General features: G+C 34.2%; 22 protein-coding genes and 1 pseudogene. All 23 read left to right on the top strand.

Features of this window, described 5'->3' with window-relative positions; genetic code table 11:
• Positions 1-573, top strand: a pseudogene (locus KO509_RS01895) (transposase); the annotation flags it as partial.
• A gap of 298 nt (positions 574-871) precedes the next feature.
• Positions 872-1,399 carry a DUF3750 domain-containing protein gene (locus tag KO509_RS01890; RefSeq protein WP_215971590.1) on the top strand — a complete coding sequence of 176 codons (528 nt, stop codon included), beginning with the start codon at positions 872-874 and terminating at the stop codon, positions 1,397-1,399.
• Positions 1,400-1,697: 298 nt separating this feature from the next.
• On the top strand, positions 1,698-3,029 hold the full coding sequence (locus KO509_RS01885) for a diguanylate cyclase (protein ID WP_215971589.1): 1,332 nt from the start codon (positions 1,698-1,700) through the stop codon (positions 3,027-3,029).
• 118 nt (positions 3,030-3,147) lie between these two features.
• A complete protein-coding gene (locus KO509_RS01880) occupies positions 3,148-3,861 on the top strand; it encodes an NYN domain-containing protein (protein ID WP_215971588.1) in 714 nt (237 codons plus the stop codon).
• Entirely contained in the window at positions 3,862-4,671 is an 810-nt protein-coding gene (locus KO509_RS01875) for an NERD domain-containing protein (RefSeq protein ID WP_215971587.1), read from the top strand.
• Between the two features lie 138 nt (positions 4,672-4,809).
• A complete protein-coding gene (locus KO509_RS01870; RefSeq protein ID WP_215971598.1) occupies positions 4,810-5,304 on the top strand; it encodes a GNAT family N-acetyltransferase in 495 nt (164 codons plus the stop codon).
• Positions 5,305-5,373: 69 nt separating this feature from the next.
• Positions 5,374-5,790, top strand: a complete 417-nt coding sequence (locus KO509_RS01865; protein ID WP_215971586.1) for a GFA family protein — start codon at positions 5,374-5,376, stop codon at positions 5,788-5,790.
• Between the two features lie 184 nt (positions 5,791-5,974).
• Positions 5,975-6,181 (top strand): ParD-like family protein, encoded by a 207-nt coding sequence (locus KO509_RS01860; RefSeq protein ID WP_215971585.1) that lies wholly within the window; start codon positions 5,975-5,977, stop codon positions 6,179-6,181.
• Positions 6,174-6,950 (top strand): type I methionyl aminopeptidase, encoded by a 777-nt coding sequence (gene map / locus KO509_RS01855; RefSeq protein ID WP_215971584.1) that lies wholly within the window; start codon positions 6,174-6,176, stop codon positions 6,948-6,950. The genes KO509_RS01860 and map overlap by 8 nt, the downstream gene beginning before the upstream one ends.
• A 105-nt stretch (positions 6,951-7,055) precedes the next feature.
• Positions 7,056-7,376, top strand: coding sequence for a hypothetical protein (locus KO509_RS01850; protein WP_215971583.1), 321 nt, complete (start codon positions 7,056-7,058; stop codon positions 7,374-7,376).
• 62 nt (positions 7,377-7,438) lie between these two features.
• Positions 7,439-8,131, top strand: a complete 693-nt coding sequence (locus tag KO509_RS01845; RefSeq protein ID WP_215971582.1) for an aspartate/glutamate racemase family protein — start codon at positions 7,439-7,441, stop codon at positions 8,129-8,131.
• A 285-nt stretch (positions 8,132-8,416) separates the two neighbouring features.
• Positions 8,417-8,731, top strand: a complete 315-nt coding sequence (locus tag KO509_RS01840; RefSeq protein WP_215971581.1) for a DUF4144 domain-containing protein — start codon at positions 8,417-8,419, stop codon at positions 8,729-8,731.
• 112 nt (positions 8,732-8,843) lie between these two features.
• Positions 8,844-9,419: a YdeI/OmpD-associated family protein gene (locus KO509_RS01835; RefSeq protein WP_215971580.1), complete on the top strand. Its 576-nt coding sequence runs from the start codon at positions 8,844-8,846 to the stop codon at positions 9,417-9,419.
• Between the two features lie 68 nt (positions 9,420-9,487).
• Entirely contained in the window at positions 9,488-9,976 is a 489-nt protein-coding gene (locus KO509_RS01830) for an AAA family ATPase (protein ID WP_215971579.1), read from the top strand.
• 120 nt (positions 9,977-10,096) lie between these two features.
• Complete coding sequence (locus KO509_RS01825) at positions 10,097-10,498, top strand: NUDIX domain-containing protein (protein WP_215971578.1); 402 nt, start codon at positions 10,097-10,099, stop codon at positions 10,496-10,498.
• A gap of 55 nt (positions 10,499-10,553) precedes the next feature.
• On the top strand, positions 10,554-11,066 hold the full coding sequence (locus KO509_RS01820) for a cupin domain-containing protein (protein WP_215971577.1): 513 nt from the start codon (positions 10,554-10,556) through the stop codon (positions 11,064-11,066).
• 292 nt (positions 11,067-11,358) lie between these two features.
• Positions 11,359-12,447 (top strand): hypothetical protein, encoded by a 1,089-nt coding sequence (locus tag KO509_RS01815; protein ID WP_215971576.1) that lies wholly within the window; start codon positions 11,359-11,361, stop codon positions 12,445-12,447.
• Between the two features lie 139 nt (positions 12,448-12,586).
• Complete coding sequence (locus KO509_RS01810) at positions 12,587-12,964, top strand: hypothetical protein (RefSeq protein WP_252727334.1); 378 nt, start codon at positions 12,587-12,589, stop codon at positions 12,962-12,964.
• Positions 12,961-13,311, top strand: coding sequence for a hypothetical protein (locus KO509_RS01805; RefSeq protein WP_215971575.1), 351 nt, complete (start codon positions 12,961-12,963; stop codon positions 13,309-13,311). The genes KO509_RS01810 and KO509_RS01805 overlap by 4 nt, the downstream gene beginning before the upstream one ends.
• 172 nt (positions 13,312-13,483) lie before the next feature.
• The gene (locus KO509_RS01800; protein WP_215971574.1) at positions 13,484-14,635 is read left to right on the top strand and encodes an acyltransferase; all 1,152 of its coding nucleotides are present in this window, start codon (positions 13,484-13,486) and stop codon (positions 14,633-14,635) included.
• A gap of 151 nt (positions 14,636-14,786) precedes the next feature.
• Positions 14,787-15,491 carry a sigma-70 family RNA polymerase sigma factor gene (locus KO509_RS01795; protein WP_215971573.1) on the top strand — a complete coding sequence of 235 codons (705 nt, stop codon included), beginning with the start codon at positions 14,787-14,789 and terminating at the stop codon, positions 15,489-15,491.
• Entirely contained in the window at positions 15,463-15,744 is a 282-nt protein-coding gene (locus KO509_RS01790; protein WP_215971572.1) for a zf-HC2 domain-containing protein, read from the top strand. Before KO509_RS01795 ends, KO509_RS01790 begins: the two co-directional genes overlap by 29 nt.
• A gap of 34 nt (positions 15,745-15,778) precedes the next feature.
• A complete protein-coding gene (locus tag KO509_RS01785) occupies positions 15,779-16,279 on the top strand; it encodes a DinB family protein (protein WP_215971571.1) in 501 nt (166 codons plus the stop codon).
• The last annotated feature ends 102 nt before the right edge of the window (positions 16,280-16,381 follow it).

Below are 16,381 nucleotides of genomic sequence, written 5' to 3'. Positions count from 1 at the left end.
GACATCAGCTGGTTTATGCGTCTACTCAACCAAAGTATCGCGACACAAGCGAATCAAGAAGACAATTGCACTGGTCATTTCTGGGAAGGGCGCTTTAAATCCCAAGCCTTACTAGATGAAGCAGCCCTTGCTGCGTGTATGGCATATGTTGATTTAAACCCAGTAAGAGCGAATATAGCGAAAACCCCAGAAAGCTCAGGATATACCAGCGTAAAGCAACGAGCTATATCAGCCAAAAAGGCTAAACAGCCCAAAACGCTACTGCCTTTTGTGGGTAATCCACGCAAAAGCATGCCTAAAGGTTTACCATTTGAGCTAAAAGATTACCTTGAATTAATTGAAATGACAGGTTGCTGTTTCCGTGAAGATAAAGCCGGCTATATTGAAGCAACTCAACCTGCTTTACTTAACCGCTTGAACATCAGTCCTGATAATTGGCTAACGTTAACCAAAGACTTTAGACGATTATTTCATGGCGCGGTAGGTCACAGTGATGTATTAACAGATTATTGCGAGCACAGTGGATTGAAGCGACGAACCAATGTTAATTGTTGTGATAAACTTCTAGCGTAACCATTTAACAATAACCCTAACCATAATAACCACCTACCTATATCACGGTTAAACTTTCGCACGTCTAAAAATCGGTATTTCTCTTATTTATTTGATAATTTCGTCAAATGATTCTTATCAGGGCTGATAAATAATTATTGCATTTATTTTGAATCGCTATTTCACCTATTTTATTTTAATATACTTTATTGCTTTATAAGCGAGTGTCCTCGTTAATTCGATAGTGTCCTCGTTAATTTTAATTTAATTTTTTATCAAGGGTTTCAGTGAAATAGAATGTATAAGACAAGTAGGATATATGAGAACTTTGATTATTGCTTGCGTTGTATTGTTTATTAGTGCTTGTTCAAACACTGATTGGCGTACAGCGAGCCGAGAGCCTGCGGGTATTGCTACTCTTCCTAGTGAAGATAGCAGAGCTATTATTGAATTTTATGCTGCCGATGCGTATAGCTGGCGTGGTTGGTTTGCTGTTCACCCTTGGATTGCAATCAAAGAAGAGAAAGCAACTAAGTATAATGTTTATGAAGTTATAGGTTGGCAAGTAGAACGTGGCTTATCTGCTATAAGAGAATACGAAACGGAGACACCAGATAGATATTGGTTCGGATCCAAACCTCAATTATTGCTTTCGATTAAAGGGGAGAAGGCCGCTGAGCTTATTCCCCAAATTAAAGCAGCCATAGCGGGTTACCCTTGGGCAAATGAATATCGTGTTATTCCAGGCCCAAATAGTAATACCTTTGTCGCTTGGGTGGCGCTTCAAGTACCCGATCTTGAACTAGAATTACCGTTTAGTGCCATTGGCAGTGGTTATGCCGATTAATGAGTGTAATTCACAAAATTACAAAATCAATAAGGTAAGTCGCTCAAATTTGAACAACACAGACTTCTCAACTAAGGTTAATAAATAACTTGTATGTAGCGACCCTTTACAATCCTATAAACTTTTTAAAGTTTGTTGATTGGATTACAAAGAGTAACTTGTTCAATTTGAAGTAAATTGGGATTATTTCCTAATGAAACTTTATATAATAGCCTTATTTAAGCTATACAATGTTCTACAGTTGTGATGTCTATTTCAAACCATCATAAAAACAATAACTAATAATAAGAAACAGACCATGAATGTTCTAAGTGCTTTTATACTTAACGTTGCTATATATTCAATTTTCCCTCTGTTATTAACCACTGTAAAACCTAAATCACGCACGATCTTATTTTATGTATATATCAGTACTGTATTAGTTTTAGGTGGCGTGCTCGGTAGTATTTATTCATTTAAGTTAAGCGAAAACATCGTTATTTCAGGCGGAACTATCGCTTTTGGTGCTTTCATGATGAGTATTACCATGCTGATAATAATTGAACGTAACGTCAGCGTTATCAATAATGTAATGAAGCTAGTTTTACTGGTGAATACGCTTACTTATCTTAGTTTTAAACTTTACAGTTTGTTGCTTGATTCAGATGTGGTTATTAATCATCTTAATATTTCGATAGATATATTTCAGACTTCTTTTTCAATGCTGTTAATAGGTGGAGGATTAATAATTTTAGAGTTATTAATCTTACTGTTTTTGTTTATTCAAATTCGTAAAGTTATCTTTAATATTTCTTTTCTTGCCTTTATTTATACTGCTGCATTTATCGTTATTTTATGTATTGATGGTTTGCTATTTCCTCTGATTGCGATTGGTTTGGATGAAAACCTAAGCAATATCATCATGGATAATATAACCGGTAAATTGATACTAGCTTTAAGCTATAGTTTTCCTATGTTGATTTTTTATTGGGTATTTAAACGACATTTAGTGCGATTTCTAAAATCCCCCATACAGCTTAAAGATTTGATGACCGCACCAAGAAAAAAATTACTTGAAGAACTTCATCGTTACGAAATGCAGGATCAACAATTACGCCAAAAGAATTTAGAGTTATTAGAATTGTCTAATCAGGATTCATTGACATCATTAGCCAATAGAAGAAAATTTGATGACGCCTTAAATATTGAATGGAAGCGGTGTGAACGTAGTAAAAAACCTCTAACATTGGTGATTGGTGATTTAGACTTTTTCAAGCAATATAACGATCAGTATGGTCACCAAAAAGGTGATCATTGTCTTAGAGCGATAGCAGTTCTGTGGGGAAAGTGTTTTAGCCGTCCTGCAGACTTGGCTGCTCGAATAGGTGGTGAAGAATTTGCCATGATATTACCCGAAACGCTGGCAGTTCAATGTGTTGATGAATTAAATCTGTTTATGCAAAGATTAGAATCGGAAAAAATTCCCCATATAAAATCTACGGTGTCAGATTATGTCACCATGAGTATTGGAGTGGCTAGTGCTATCCCCAATAAAGATAGCTCTGCGAATGAGTTATTAGATTTAGCTGATAAGAATCTTTATCAAGCTAAACAGCAGGGAAAAAATCGTATTATTAGTACAAATAACTAAAAATTAATAAGGATAGTTAATTAAATATTTAGCCCTTATGTTCAAATAGTGAAATGAGTTGAAATTTTATGAGGGTATGGCATAAATAGATTATACAGAACTTGAAAGGAATCAAATTTTGAAGGACAAGGAAAAAATCGCATTATTTATTGATGCTGATAATGCGCCTGCTGCAAAGATTGATGTTATTTTGTCTGAACTTGCACGTTATGGTGTTGTTAACATTCGTAAGGCTTATGGAAACTGGAAAAGTCACTGTATTAAACCTTGGGAAGATGTTCTTCATGAATATGCCATTCAACCTATTCAACAATTTGATCTAACCAAAGGTAAAAATGCCACCGACATTGCACTCGTCATTGATGCGATGGATATTCTTTACACTAAAGATGTAGATTCAATTTGTCTCGTTTCTTCTGATTGTGATTTTACACCACTCGTCACTCGTGCATTAGCCGATGGTAAATTTGTTATTGGGTTTGGCGAAAGAAAAGCTCCAAGTGCTTTTGTTAATAGTTGTTCTAAATTTCTTTATTTAGATGAAATGAAGCAAGAGGAAAAGCCGGTAAGTAAAAGTGAACCAAGTATTAAGTGTGATACTAAATTAATAAATATGCTTCGCCAAGCGGTTGAAGCGTCTGAAGATGATGCAGGTTGGGCACAACTAGGGCCTATTGGAAAACACATATCAAATCATGCTTCCTTCGATCAACGTAATTATGGTTTCAAAAAATTGAGTGATTTGTTTGCTGCAATCGATTTATTTGAAATGAAGCGTACGAATGGCTCTGTTACTTGGGTAAGGGACATACGTAAACATAAGTTAGTCTAGATGGATTTATCAATTTTTATCAATATGATGTTAAGTGCTGCTTGGTATTTAATACCGAGCCTCATAATTATTTCTATCATAAAATCTTCTTGGTTCAAAGGTTTACTTGGTGAGTGGCAAGTTAACTTACTGATTAAGCTATTCTTAGACAAAAATATGTATCACCTTATTAAAAACGTAACATTACCAACATTTATTAATAATATAGAACAGGGAACAACTCAGATAGATCACATTATTGTATCCCAATACGGTATTTTTGTGGTTGAAACCAAAAATATGAAAGGATGGATATTTGGAGGTGAAAACCAAAAGCAATGGACGCAACAAATCTATCGGCACAAATCAAAATTTCAGAATCGACTTCACCAAAACTATAAACACGTTAAAACATTAGAATCTTGCTTATTTACTGATAACAATAGTGGAAACACTCCTATATTCTCAGTTATCATCTTTATTGGTGATAGTACCTTTAAATCGAAAATGCCTGACAATGTAAGGTTTGCGCGCGGTGGTATCAGATATATTAAAAGTAAAACTGACATTGTTTTCAATACAGAAGAAACACAAAGTATTATCGAACAGATTGAAAGTGGCAGGTTAGAGTATAGTTTTAAAACTAACCGACAACATGTTAAACATGTCAAAGAAATTATCCAAGCTAAGACTCATAGCAAACTTTGCTCAAAATGTGGTGCTGAAATGGTTTTACGTAAGGCGACTAAAGGTAAGCACTCAGGTAATGAATTTTGGGGATGTAGTATGTTTCCAAAGTGTAGGAATATTATCCAAGCAAGGCGTTACTAAGGCTTTTATGTAATAAGTTAAATTAGTATATGGAAGATATTAGCTGTATTTTTTGTCAACATATTAGTAAAGAATTTTCAGTTTTTTATTGTTATGGTATGTGCAAATTGTAAATTTGCGTAGGAATCGATTTTGGAAATGAAAATTAGACGGTTAGCAAGCTCAGATAACAACGATTTATTTGAAATATATAATTTCCCATCACTTTTAGAGAATACTTCTCAGCTGCCTTTTCTTAATGCAGAGATAGTGGAAAATTTATTTAATAGTCCAGATAATTATACTTTAGTTGTCGAGAGTCAATCTCGGGTTGTTGGGCATATAACTATTTTCTTGAAAAATAAAATTCGAGAAAAGCATGGGGCAAGTATAGCTATAGCTGTTCATCCTGATTTTCATGGTAAAGGCGTTGGTAAAATGCTAATGCTTGAGGCTATAAATCAAGCTGATAATTGGTTGAACTTAGTGCGCTTAGAGTTAGAAGTACACGCTGATAATTTAGCTGCGATATCACTTTATAAACATGTTGGGTTTGAAATAGAAGGCACTAAAAAATTAAGTGCCTTTAAATCAGGCAAATATTTAGACGTACATATGATGTCAAGAATACGACCAGATTATCTGGTAAAGTGATAAATAATTTAAATATAAACAATGCAAATAAAATACTCAGCTTTATCTATTTATTAAGGTGTTACCAATATGTCTAATGCAAAAACAAATTGTCTTTGTGGTGCTGTCACAATCACTGTGAAAGAGGTTGATCCTAAGTTTACAGTTTGCCACTGCCAATCATGTAGAACTTGGGGGGGAGGGCCATTCTTTGCGGTTAAGTGCGGAACTAACGTAAAAATTGAAGGTGAAGATAAAATTAAAATGTATGAGTCATCATCTTGGGCATCGCGAGGTTTTTGTAATGAATGTGGCACTCATCTGTTTTATAAATTTAAAGCTACAGGTGAATATAATATGCCGGTAGGGATGTTTCATAACTTAAAAGGGTTAGAAATGGATATGCAATATTTTAGTGATATGCGACCTAACTATTATTGCTTTTCAAATGCAACCAAAGAGATGACTACCGATGAGATCATGGCTTATTTTTCAGCTGAAATATAATTAAATTTATAATAAAAATATTAAATTAAAGTGCTAAATTAAAATGATAGTTGGCTGTGAAAAATGCTAATGCTCATATTAGGGTTAGTAATCACTTTTCAGTTAGTGAAGAGTAAATTTACTACGTTGACATTTTATTTTTATGAATATATGATTTATATATAATTCATATATGGAACGTATAATGGGAATCGTAAAAATATCAGACGAATTGCATGAAGAAATTAGAAAGTCGAGCAATGTCATGTCTAGGTCTATCAATTCACAAGCAGAATTCTGGATAAAACTAGGTATGCTAGCTGAGTTAAACCCAACACTTACTTATCACGAAATCATTAAAAAGCAATTATTGAAAGAAAAACTTACTATTGCGGAGCTTTTACATGAATAAATCAATGTTAAAAACTGATGCAGAAATTGAGTTTATGAGAGAGTCAGGTAGACTTTTAGTTCAAGTATTTAAAATGCTTGATGATTTTATCTGTGAAGGGATAACAACATTAGAGATTGACGCTAAAGTCGAAAGTTATATTGTTAATGTATTACATGCTCGCCCTGCGAGTAAAGGGCAGTATGGTTATCAATATTCACTTAACTCATCGGTAAATGATGTTGTCTGTCATGGTGTACCTAATAATATCTCTCAATTAAAAAGCAAAGATATTGTAAATATTGATATTACCTTAGAGAAAAATGGTTATATCAGTGATTCAAGCAAAATGTATGTACTTAGCACCGCTAGTCCTGAAGCTAAACGTTTAGTTAAAACAACGTATGAAGCTATGTGGAAAGGTATTCAAGTAGTAAAACCAAAAGCAACATTGGGTGATGTTGGTCATGCGATACAAAAACATGCCGAAGCTTCTGGTTATAGTGTCGTTCGAGAATATTGCGGACATGGAATCGGTAAAGAAATGCACGAAGATCCTCAAGTACTTCACTATGGGAAACCACATACAGGCTTAGTGCTTGAAGCGGGAATGACATTTACTATAGAGCCAATGATTAATCAGGGTTCGCAAAAAATAAAAATTAAAAATGATGGCTGGACCGTAGTGACTAAAGATAAGAAACTATCTGCACAATGGGAACATACTATTTTAGTGACAGAGACTGGTTTTGAAGTATTAACGCTTCGAGATGAAGAAAAAGCGGCTTAACAAATTATGTAAAATGTATTAAGCGTTAGCTCTTGCTTAGTCGTTGTTTATTATAACTAATTATCCTTGCTATTTTATGGAGTATATAGCCAATATGGAGCACAAATGATTATCCAAGTTTTTAGACCAAAGCAGCTCGCAGATATGGCGCGAGACTATAAGTTATTTGCAGATGGTGTAGAGGTAGCAACAATTACAAGAGGGTCTGTACAATCGATTGAAATTCCCGATGATACTAAAAACCTTCAGGCAAGAATTGATTGGTGTTCAAGTCAAACTTTTCCGGTACACGCTATAACTGAAAATGGTATTGTTATTAAAAATTCCTTTGCGAGTAATATAATAACATTGCTTTTATTACCCTTGTATTACATTACTTTCGGTAAAGGTAAGTATTTAAAAATTGAATCTGACATGTCACGTTAATGTTTAGCTTAGCGATAAACGGTATAGACTCGTTATATTGTTAACGTATTTTGAGAGGTAGTATGAAAACAATTGGTCTTTTAGGTGGTATGAGCTGGGAAAGCTCAGTTGGATATTATCGAAAGATTAATGAAGGCATTAAAGCAGCTTTAGGAGGCCTGCATTCTGCAAGAATTGCCATGTATAGTGTTGATTTTGATACCATTGAGAAGTTACAACACACTGGTGATTGGGATGGTACTGCAAAAATACTCTCTCAAGCTGCCATTAATGTTCAACGTGCTGGAGCTGATTGTTTACTTATTTGTACAAATACCATGCATAAAGTTGCTCCTCAAATAGAAGAAGCGATTAATATCCCTTTATTACATATAGCTGATGCTACTGCTGAAGTTTTGGTTAAAAGAGGAATTAAAACGGTTGGCCTATTAGGCACGGCTTTTACTATGGAGCAAGATTTCTACAAAGGGCGTCTACGAAATAATTATGGTTTAACGGTGCTAGTTCCTGATGAAACAGATAGAAAAATTATTCATCATGTTATTTATAAAGAGCTTTGCCTTGGAAATACCATTCCATCTTCTAAAGATGAATACCTCAGAATTATTAATTCTTTAGCTAATCAAGGCGCCGAGGCGGTAATTCTTGGATGTACTGAAATTGGCATGCTAATTGATCAAAGCGATACAAATGTTACCTTGCTAGATACCACCGCTATTCATGCACAAAAAGCAGTTAAATGGGCAATTGAATAGTAAGTAACCTGAGCTCGGCTTAATATATTCTTCTCTAATCGCTACCTTTACTAGCAATAGACTAGCTATTGACGCGAAATTTTCCTTGAAGAAAGAAAAACTATCAAGCTAGAGTATAAGTTAAATTTTATTAATAATTATTTCAATGGATTAAAAACATCTTAAACCGAGTTCAGGTTAAGTAGATAATAAAATTTAACATCGTGATAGCCGGTTTTATCAGCTTTTACATTTTAATCACTAATTTAGCCTGTTTGGGCTGTAAAATACATTAAGGTAATTGTTATGATTTCGTGGCCATGTATGTTGAAACTTGATGGTGATGATGAACTTATTTACTTAGATTCATTTCAAAAATTTAACTTAGAGTGTAGTGAACTTATTTTTACTGACGATGATTATGTAATCGATGCATCAGGTAACTGCTATCTGATTAAGTCTATTTCAGGGATGCTTGATTTAATTGCCAACGACATTAGGCTGTCAATAGACGAAGTTGTAAAATTAGTACGTGCGCATGAATTTAATAAGGTTTCTGTTTGTCTTACGAAAATTAATTTTTTAACCGTTTCTGAAGCGATACATTCATTAAATTATTAACTTCATAAACTTGTTTTTTAAACAAACAGCCGCTAGTGATGTTGCTATTTATTATTACAACGAGTTACGTTAGTCACTACATAAGGCGAGACCCAAAAGAGGTTATTACGAAATGCCAGAGCCTGATCCGCTAAAAATAAAAATATTCCCAACACCAAAAGATTTAAGCCAATGGCTAAAGGCTAATCACGCGTCTGAAAGTGAGCTTTGGGTTAAAATATACAAGAAAAATACGGGTATTGCGAGTGTCACTTGGAATGATATCGTGATCGAGGCGCTTTGCTGGGGATGGATTGATGGTGTTAAAAAATCAATTGATGCGCAAGCTTATCTGCAACGTATTACGCCAAGAACTGTACGAAGTAACTGGTCTAAGAGGAATACCGAGCATGCTGAACGTTTGATACGTGAAAACTTAATGATGGAGCCTGGTCTTGTGCATATTCGCGCGGCAAAAGCGGATGGTCGTTGGGAAAATGCTTATGTTGTCAGTGAAATAGAAGTTCCCACCGATTTTTTAGTTGCACTAGAGAGTAAGCCAAGCGCAAAAACTTTTTTTGAAAAACTAACTAAATCAAGTCGCTATGTTATAGCTCATGGTTTAATAAGTGCGAAAAAAGCCGAAACTAGATCAAGGCGTTTTACAAAATTTATTAACATGTTAATTAATGAAGAGAAGCCCAAATAAATTAAATGTAATATTGCAAACAAAACAGAGTAAATCATTTAACAGTGTTTAGGCGCTAAGGAATAATATTGAGTAAAGTTGTTATTTTTGGTAATTCAGGATCGGGGAAGTCAACGCTCGCAAAACAGTTAGCGTTACACGACGATCTTGCTCATTTAGATTTAGACACTATTGCTTGGAAACCGATTACTCCACCAGAGCGATTGCCTATTGCCGAGTCTAGTATATTGCTGAATAACTTTTTATTAACCCACAATAACTGGGTAGTTGAAGGTTGTTATGCCGATTTATTAGCAGTTGTCATTGAGCAAGCAGACGAAATTATTTTTCTAAACTTACCTGTTTCTGCTTGCATAAAAAATGCTAAAGCTCGCCCTTGGGAACCACATAAATATGAAAGTAAGGCTGCTCAAGATGCTAATTTGGCAATGTTAGTGAATTGGATTTCACAATACGCTGATCGAACCGATACCTTTTCGAAAGTTGCACATGAAAAGTTATATCACGACTTTAAAGGTAAGAAACGAATGCATTTGTCGAATGAGCTAGAAGTCTAATAAATTATTGCAAAGCACAAATAATTTACAATTTCATTCTGAAATGTCGTAATTATATTGCTTTAAAGTCAAATCAAATAGTTAAGATGGTTAGCGTAATTAAGATTAATAGGAATACTTGTGAAAAAAGAAATTGATAAGCTTGCTTGGTTACACATTCAAGACGGCAAACTACTAAGTGCTCGCTCAAAAGATAAACTGCTGTTTTATATTCCAGGTGGTAAACGAGAAGCAGGGGAGTCTGATGAGCAAGCACTGATACGGGAAGTTAAAGAAGAAATATCGGTAGATTTAATGCCAGATTCGATTCAATATGCAAAAACTTTTAAAGCACATGCCGATGGTAAAAATACCGATACTGTTGTGAAACTAACGTGTTATTTTGCCGACTTTTACGGGGAACTTGCTCCAGCTGCTGAAATAGAAGAAATTGATTTTCTTGACTATCAGGATAAACATCTTTGTTCACTTGGATCTATTAAAGTGATGGATTGGCTCAAGAGCCAAGGTTTATTAAATTAATTTTATACCGTGATTGAATACTAGCTAAAACACCACTAAAGGTAATTAAACGATTATGAATAATGCCGTCCCGAACTTAACTAAAGAGCAAGTAATTGAACAGTTATTATTAGAACATCATTTTGAAGGAGGGTATTTTCGTCAGACATTTAAGGCCAATCATAGAGATAAAGTCAGTACTGTGCGTGGTGAAAGAACAACGATGTCGGCAATATTTTATATGTTGACTGAAGATAATCATATTGATCACTTTCATACCAAGTATTCGGATGGTATTGAGTTTTATCATATGGGAGCGCCAATTACTTATCATATGATTTACCCTGATGGGCGTTACAAAAAAGTGGTGGTTGGCCCAGATATAGTCAATGGTCAGCAATTACAACTTGCCGTTCCTGGTGGCACTTATAAAGCTGCCGAGTTAACTTCTGGTTCATATGGTTTAGTAAGCGAAGCTGTAGCACCAGGTTGGGAGCAAGAAGATATGATAGAAGTAAGTCGAGAAGAATTACTCAGTAAATTTCCTCAACATAAAGTTGTGATTGAGCGTTTAGCAAATAAAATGTAGTGGAGCAGTAGTGTAGGTTTAAATAATACATCGTATTAGCATTGTTTTTTTATATTTATAATGAGTAGCAACGTCGAGTCATAGCCAATATCATTGATTCTTCGTTTTATCCTTATTATTGCGATAAGTTATACACTTATCCTGCTAAAACGTCGTTTTTATGCCTGTTTATGCTCACTATTATCTGTGCCATATGTTCGTTGATGAACTGATAATAAATATAATTTAATGCTTATCAAAATCAGGAATTTATGTGAAAATGTTATTAACTCATTCATATTAAGGAAAAAAAATGATTTTTAATCGTAAGATTATTGCACTAGCTGTAGCAAGTGTTTTGGCTTCATGTGCTGCGCCGCCGGTTGATAACACACCAAAAAATCCTACTTCTGTGATTACAGCAAAATTTAGTATTAATGGTTTATATCTACCAGATCACGCGGGTAAACAAACCGTATATACACGAGAAGATATGCGAGCAATACACCAAAAAGCTGAATTTGACAGCTTTTATATGGGATGGGCTAATTACGATACTACCAATATTTTCCGCATGACTGAAAATTTACTTTGGGAAGTTGATAATGATAGAGAAACTTATCGAGAATGTAAGTTAAGTGGCTGTACTGATCTTTTTGAAAATTTTATGGCGAAAACCCAAGCGTCTTCAGAAGAGGAAGAAGAATATGAAACTTATGAAGAACGTGGTTGTGCTGTAACATTAGATAAAAATGATTTTACTGTTGTTGCAACAAACAGTACGCGTCAAATAGGCGGTTTGCCCGCTCAAGAATATACGGCTACTTGGGTCACAGAGTTTAAAGATTCTGCAGGTAAAGTTGATCTTAACCTATTACAATTTGTATTTTGGACGACAACCCCGACAGCAGAAATGACCCATGCTTGGAAAGTGCATGAAAAAGCGACTGATAATTACCTTGATACTGTTGGTGATAATAATGCTTTAGTACGGTTACTAGGTAAAGATGGTTATAAAGCTATTAGCGCATTTAGTGGTGATGTAGAAAAAACAGACAAGATGCAGTTTAATAGCATAACTCAAAAGTTATCAACCATTGAAGGTTATCCGCTATCTGTCAAAATGGAGTGGTTTCAAAAAAGTGAAGCGTGCCCTGTAGCAAAGAAAAAACGTGCAGACAAACCACTGGATTTCTCTCAAGGCCTAGGCAACGCTGCAAGCAGCTTTTTGGGTAATATTATAAAAGATGAAGCGGATAAAATTGTTGATGGTGTTGTTGATGAATGGAAAAAAGATGCCCGTGTTCGATATATTTATGAAGTAACATCAGTCTCTGAAAAACAAATTCATGATAGTCAATTTAATATTCCACATGGCTATACCATTGACGATAGACAATAATTAGCACTAAAGGTTTACTATAAACGGTAAACTTTGAGCTAAGCACTAAACATTGAATAAATTTAATAGCATTGCCATTTTTAAAACGATAAAAGTAGCAATGCTTTTTTTAGCTATTTTTTTAGGCTAATTGTAGTTAATGACTTTTCATCTTCAACAAGAAGTTAAGTATAAAGTCAAGCAGGGAATAATGAATTATTTACGTTGGATACGAAAGGTATATCCTGAATTAAAAGATACATCAGATCAAATTATTAACTCATATATTGAAGAAGCTAAGACTAGTACCGAATTTTTTAGGACATTTATTTATGTCTTAGGTATTTTGTTCTTTGTTATTCCATTTAACTTATATCTTTATATTTCTGATATTCACTCATTTGATAGGGTTTTGTATTGGTTGTTAGTTATTGCTTCATTTGGTGTTGGTGGTTTTGTCGAACTTTATTGTGAACAAAAGATAATTAAAAGACGTATTAAAAAAATAGTGATTAATCGTACTAAGGAGCTTGAATGAATTTTATGAAAATGTCGGATCAAGAAATATTAGCGATAGCGACTCCTATTATGGATAACTTGATGCAAGCATCGACAGATATTAATCATGCAAAACATGTTCAAGACTTTACTGATAGAGCGAAAGCAATTGTTACCAAAGAGCACCTAGCTTGGGTATGTGAAAAATATCAATCTGAAAAAGGTACCTGGGGAAAGCGAGAGCTTATTGCTGTGCTTAAACGTCCTGATTCAGCAGCTATTATCTGGAAACAGTTTTGCTCTAAAGTTGAAGGCGAGTATGTGGCTGAAATAGTATTAACGCACCAAAATGGTCGGTTTTTAGTTGATCATGCTATGGTGTTTTAATAACTAGCAGATAGTTAACTAAAAAGTGTTACTGATTCTTTTGATTCACTCGAAAATTTAGCCAATTATTGTTTATGTTTAACTTGCGTCATTAATGATGTTGTTGTTTTCATCAATAATTACTAGACCAAATACTATACCCGTTAACACGCTTTAAGTTGAAAGGTTCACAATGACATTTAACAACACCGTAAGGTTATCAGAATTAGATTGGTTACGAGTTATACTGATTTTTGCCGTATTCCTTCATCATGTATGTATGCCTTTTAATGGTGATAATTGGCACATTATGAATAATGACTCAAGCAAAGTACTTGATGATGTAATGGTTTATTTTGAGCAATTTAGATTACCGATCTTATTTTTTATTTCTGGTGTAGGTAGTGTAATTTTATTATCAAAAATAAGTGCTAAAGCGTTTGCCTTAAACAAGATAACAAGGCTTTTTATCCCTTTGCTAGTAGGGGTAATATTAGTGGTACCTCCACAGACTTACATTGAAAATATTACAGAGCTGCAATCCTACTGGCAGGAATTTCCTAAACTTGTGCTTAAATTTGAATCTAACCACCTTTGGTTTATCGAATATCTCATTGTTTTTGCTTTGCTTGCCATTCCCATTAATAAACTTTTAAGCACTAAATTTGGGGCGCTAATTATCAATAATGTCGTAAAACTGAGTACATATAAAGCCGGTTTGTTTTTACTTGTTTGTTTACTTATTGGGATAAAAATATACTTTTCTTTAACTTTTACCAGCGACGATAATAAAATTGAAAATTTATCATCGTCCACCTATTACTTCTTCTTTTTTATCGCGGGTATGGTCTTCATTCAAAGTAAAGATGTTTGGCAAGCGATAGGCGAACAGCGACTTTATAACTTAATGATATTACTGATCGCTACCATTATTTTTTATGCGTATTACTATTCACCCGATCTTAGTGAGTATTTATCCTTAGATGCACGTTGGTCTATTTGGTGGTTAGTTTGTTGTTTGGTGGCATGGTCGGCACTGTTAACTATTTTAGGTTATGGACAGTTTTATTTATGCAAAACTCCTCAATGGTTACGCCTTAGTAATGAATTAATTTATCCTTTTTACATCTTTCATCAAACAGTTATCGTGGTTGTTGGTTATTATGTCATTGGGTTGGAAGCACCAATAGTGGTTAAAATCATACTGCTATTCGTTTTATCATTTATTATTACCAGTGCAATTTGTCTCTTTATCATTAAACCATTTAATTCATTACGCTTTCTATTTGGCCTCAAACCCAAGAAGAGCTTGCCGCTATTAGCAGAAAATAGCCCGCCCCAATAAGGTTAAACAAGTTAAACCTAAGTTAAAATCGTCTTTTTAATGAACATTTATTTGTGTTTTTTATTAATTTTCATCTATATGAAATAAAACTCTGCTTTAATCGTTCTATTTAAATAACTATTTTTACGCTCACTAATTTAAAGGTTATACATTGTTGAAAGTACACACCTCTGCGATTGTTGAGCAAGCGAAAGAAAATGAACTTATTGATAAGTTAATTAACAACGATGATTTTGCTTATGAAATCTTGGTACGACAGTACAGCGAAAGAATGTATGCTGTTGCTTGCCGTTTTTTTACTTCAGATGACGATGCACAAGAAACGTTGCAAAAAGCTTTTATTCAAGTATTCAAAAATATTGCTGCTTTTAAAAAAGATTCAAGCTTAATAACTTGGTTGCACCGTATTACAGTCAATGAAGCATTAATGTTGATAAGACAGAGAAAAAGACAAAACACTTTATCCCTAGAAAGCTTTACTCAGTATTACAATAAATACGGTGAGCGTACTGTTTTTAGTGCTAATTCTGTGCAAGGGCAAGAACAAGGGGTAATGGGAGGAATAGGGCATAATGTTGAGCAGTTATTTGAACAAAATGAACTAAAACTGTCGCTTAATGAACTTATTTACCAACTTCCTGATAAATATTGTAACGTTATCTTGCTTCGAGACATCCAAGAAGTAAGTACGAAAGAAACTGCGAATATATTAGGTATATCTGAAGCATCAGTAAAAACGCAACTTCATAGAGCAAGGCTGCTGTTGAAGGCTATTTTAGCGGAAAAAGATAAAGGCAACTTTGAAGATAATTGGAAGGTGAATTGGCATGTTAACGATCAGACGGTTAATGTCTAAATATGTTCCAGGTATGCTCACTTGCAAAGAAATTGACAGTTTTTTATATGATTTTCATGAAAATCAATTATCCTATATAGAGTGCTTAAAATTTAAACTGCATCTAAGTATGTGTAAAGAGTGTAAAAATTATGTCCGTAAATACGAAAATACCATTCGTATTTCTCAAGCTGAGTTTACTAATGCCGAGCCAGCTAAAAAAGTACCTGAAGAACTTATTAAAGCGATATTAAAAAGTCGAACGAAAAAATAGTATTAGTTAATTTAAACATTGGAAATAAAGAAAAATGATAAAAAGCCAGTTAGAAATTATTGAACAAGCTCAGTCATACCTCAATCAAGTATCCCAAGAGGATTACACCGCTATCATATCTCCTAACTTTATCAGTTCAGCTGGCTCCCATATTCGACATATCATTGATCATTACCTTGCTCTGATGTCAGGTTTACATAACAACGAAATTGATTATGATAAGAGAGGACGTGGTAGTTCTGTCGAACTACATCCAACACTTGCAATCGATAAGTTAAATGAAATATCTGATTGGATTAAAAGCCTTAGTGAAAGGCAATTAAACACGTTGTTGCCACTAAAAACTGAAGTATCGATGACCAGTAAAAATGTACAAACAGTACAAACCTCAATCGCCCGAGAATTAGTGTTTGTTGGTAGTCATGCTGTTCATCATTACGCTATGATTGCTCAAATATCGTTTGCCCAAACAAAAGCGCTGCCTCAAACATTTGGTTTAGCTCCCGCCACGGTAAGTTATATGAGAGCAAGATAAACTTTCGTTATTTGTGCAATGTGGTGATAAGGATAATGCTAACCGCTAAACTTTTTTTGAAAGAATAGGGCGTACTGAACTTTGTTTAAATCCACTATTTTG

It is taken from the genome of Colwellia sp. C2M11, assembly GCF_018860915.1.
GTDB lineage: Bacteria > Pseudomonadota > Gammaproteobacteria > Enterobacterales > Alteromonadaceae > Colwellia.
This window is presented reverse-complemented; position numbering and strand designations above follow the sequence as displayed.

Bases quoted from the DNA above. Each gene is read 5' to 3' on its own strand.
- KO509_RS01820 (WP_215971577.1), top strand. From the start codon at position 10,554: ATGAATAATGCCGTCCCGAACTTAACTAAAGAGCAAGTAATTGAACAG.
- KO509_RS01790 (WP_215971572.1), top strand. From the start codon at position 15,463: ATGTTAACGATCAGACGGTTAATGTCTAAATATGTTCCAGGTATGCTC.
- KO509_RS01800 (WP_215971574.1), top strand. From the start codon at position 13,484: ATGACATTTAACAACACCGTAAGGTTATCAGAATTAGATTGGTTACGA.
- KO509_RS01785 (WP_215971571.1), top strand. From the start codon at position 15,779: ATGATAAAAAGCCAGTTAGAAATTATTGAACAAGCTCAGTCATACCTC.
- KO509_RS01845 (WP_215971582.1), top strand. From the start codon at position 7,439: ATGAAAACAATTGGTCTTTTAGGTGGTATGAGCTGGGAAAGCTCAGTT.
- KO509_RS01890 (WP_215971590.1), top strand. From the start codon at position 872: ATGAGAACTTTGATTATTGCTTGCGTTGTATTGTTTATTAGTGCTTGT.
- KO509_RS01815 (WP_215971576.1), top strand. From the start codon at position 11,359: ATGATTTTTAATCGTAAGATTATTGCACTAGCTGTAGCAAGTGTTTTG.
- KO509_RS01875 (WP_215971587.1), top strand. From the start codon at position 3,862: ATGGATTTATCAATTTTTATCAATATGATGTTAAGTGCTGCTTGGTAT.
- KO509_RS01885 (WP_215971589.1), top strand. From the start codon at position 1,698: ATGAATGTTCTAAGTGCTTTTATACTTAACGTTGCTATATATTCAATT.
- KO509_RS01840 (WP_215971581.1), top strand. From the start codon at position 8,417: ATGATTTCGTGGCCATGTATGTTGAAACTTGATGGTGATGATGAACTT.
- KO509_RS01805 (WP_215971575.1), top strand. From the start codon at position 12,961: ATGAATTTTATGAAAATGTCGGATCAAGAAATATTAGCGATAGCGACT.
- KO509_RS01850 (WP_215971583.1), top strand. From the start codon at position 7,056: ATGATTATCCAAGTTTTTAGACCAAAGCAGCTCGCAGATATGGCGCGA.
- KO509_RS01865 (WP_215971586.1), top strand. From the start codon at position 5,374: ATGTCTAATGCAAAAACAAATTGTCTTTGTGGTGCTGTCACAATCACT.
- KO509_RS01860 (WP_215971585.1), top strand. From the start codon at position 5,975: ATGGGAATCGTAAAAATATCAGACGAATTGCATGAAGAAATTAGAAAG.
- KO509_RS01810 (WP_252727334.1), top strand. From the start codon at position 12,587: ATGACTTTTCATCTTCAACAAGAAGTTAAGTATAAAGTCAAGCAGGGA.
- map (WP_215971584.1), top strand. From the start codon at position 6,174: ATGAATAAATCAATGTTAAAAACTGATGCAGAAATTGAGTTTATGAGA.
- KO509_RS01835 (WP_215971580.1), top strand. From the start codon at position 8,844: ATGCCAGAGCCTGATCCGCTAAAAATAAAAATATTCCCAACACCAAAA.
- KO509_RS01870 (WP_215971598.1), top strand. From the start codon at position 4,810: ATGAAAATTAGACGGTTAGCAAGCTCAGATAACAACGATTTATTTGAA.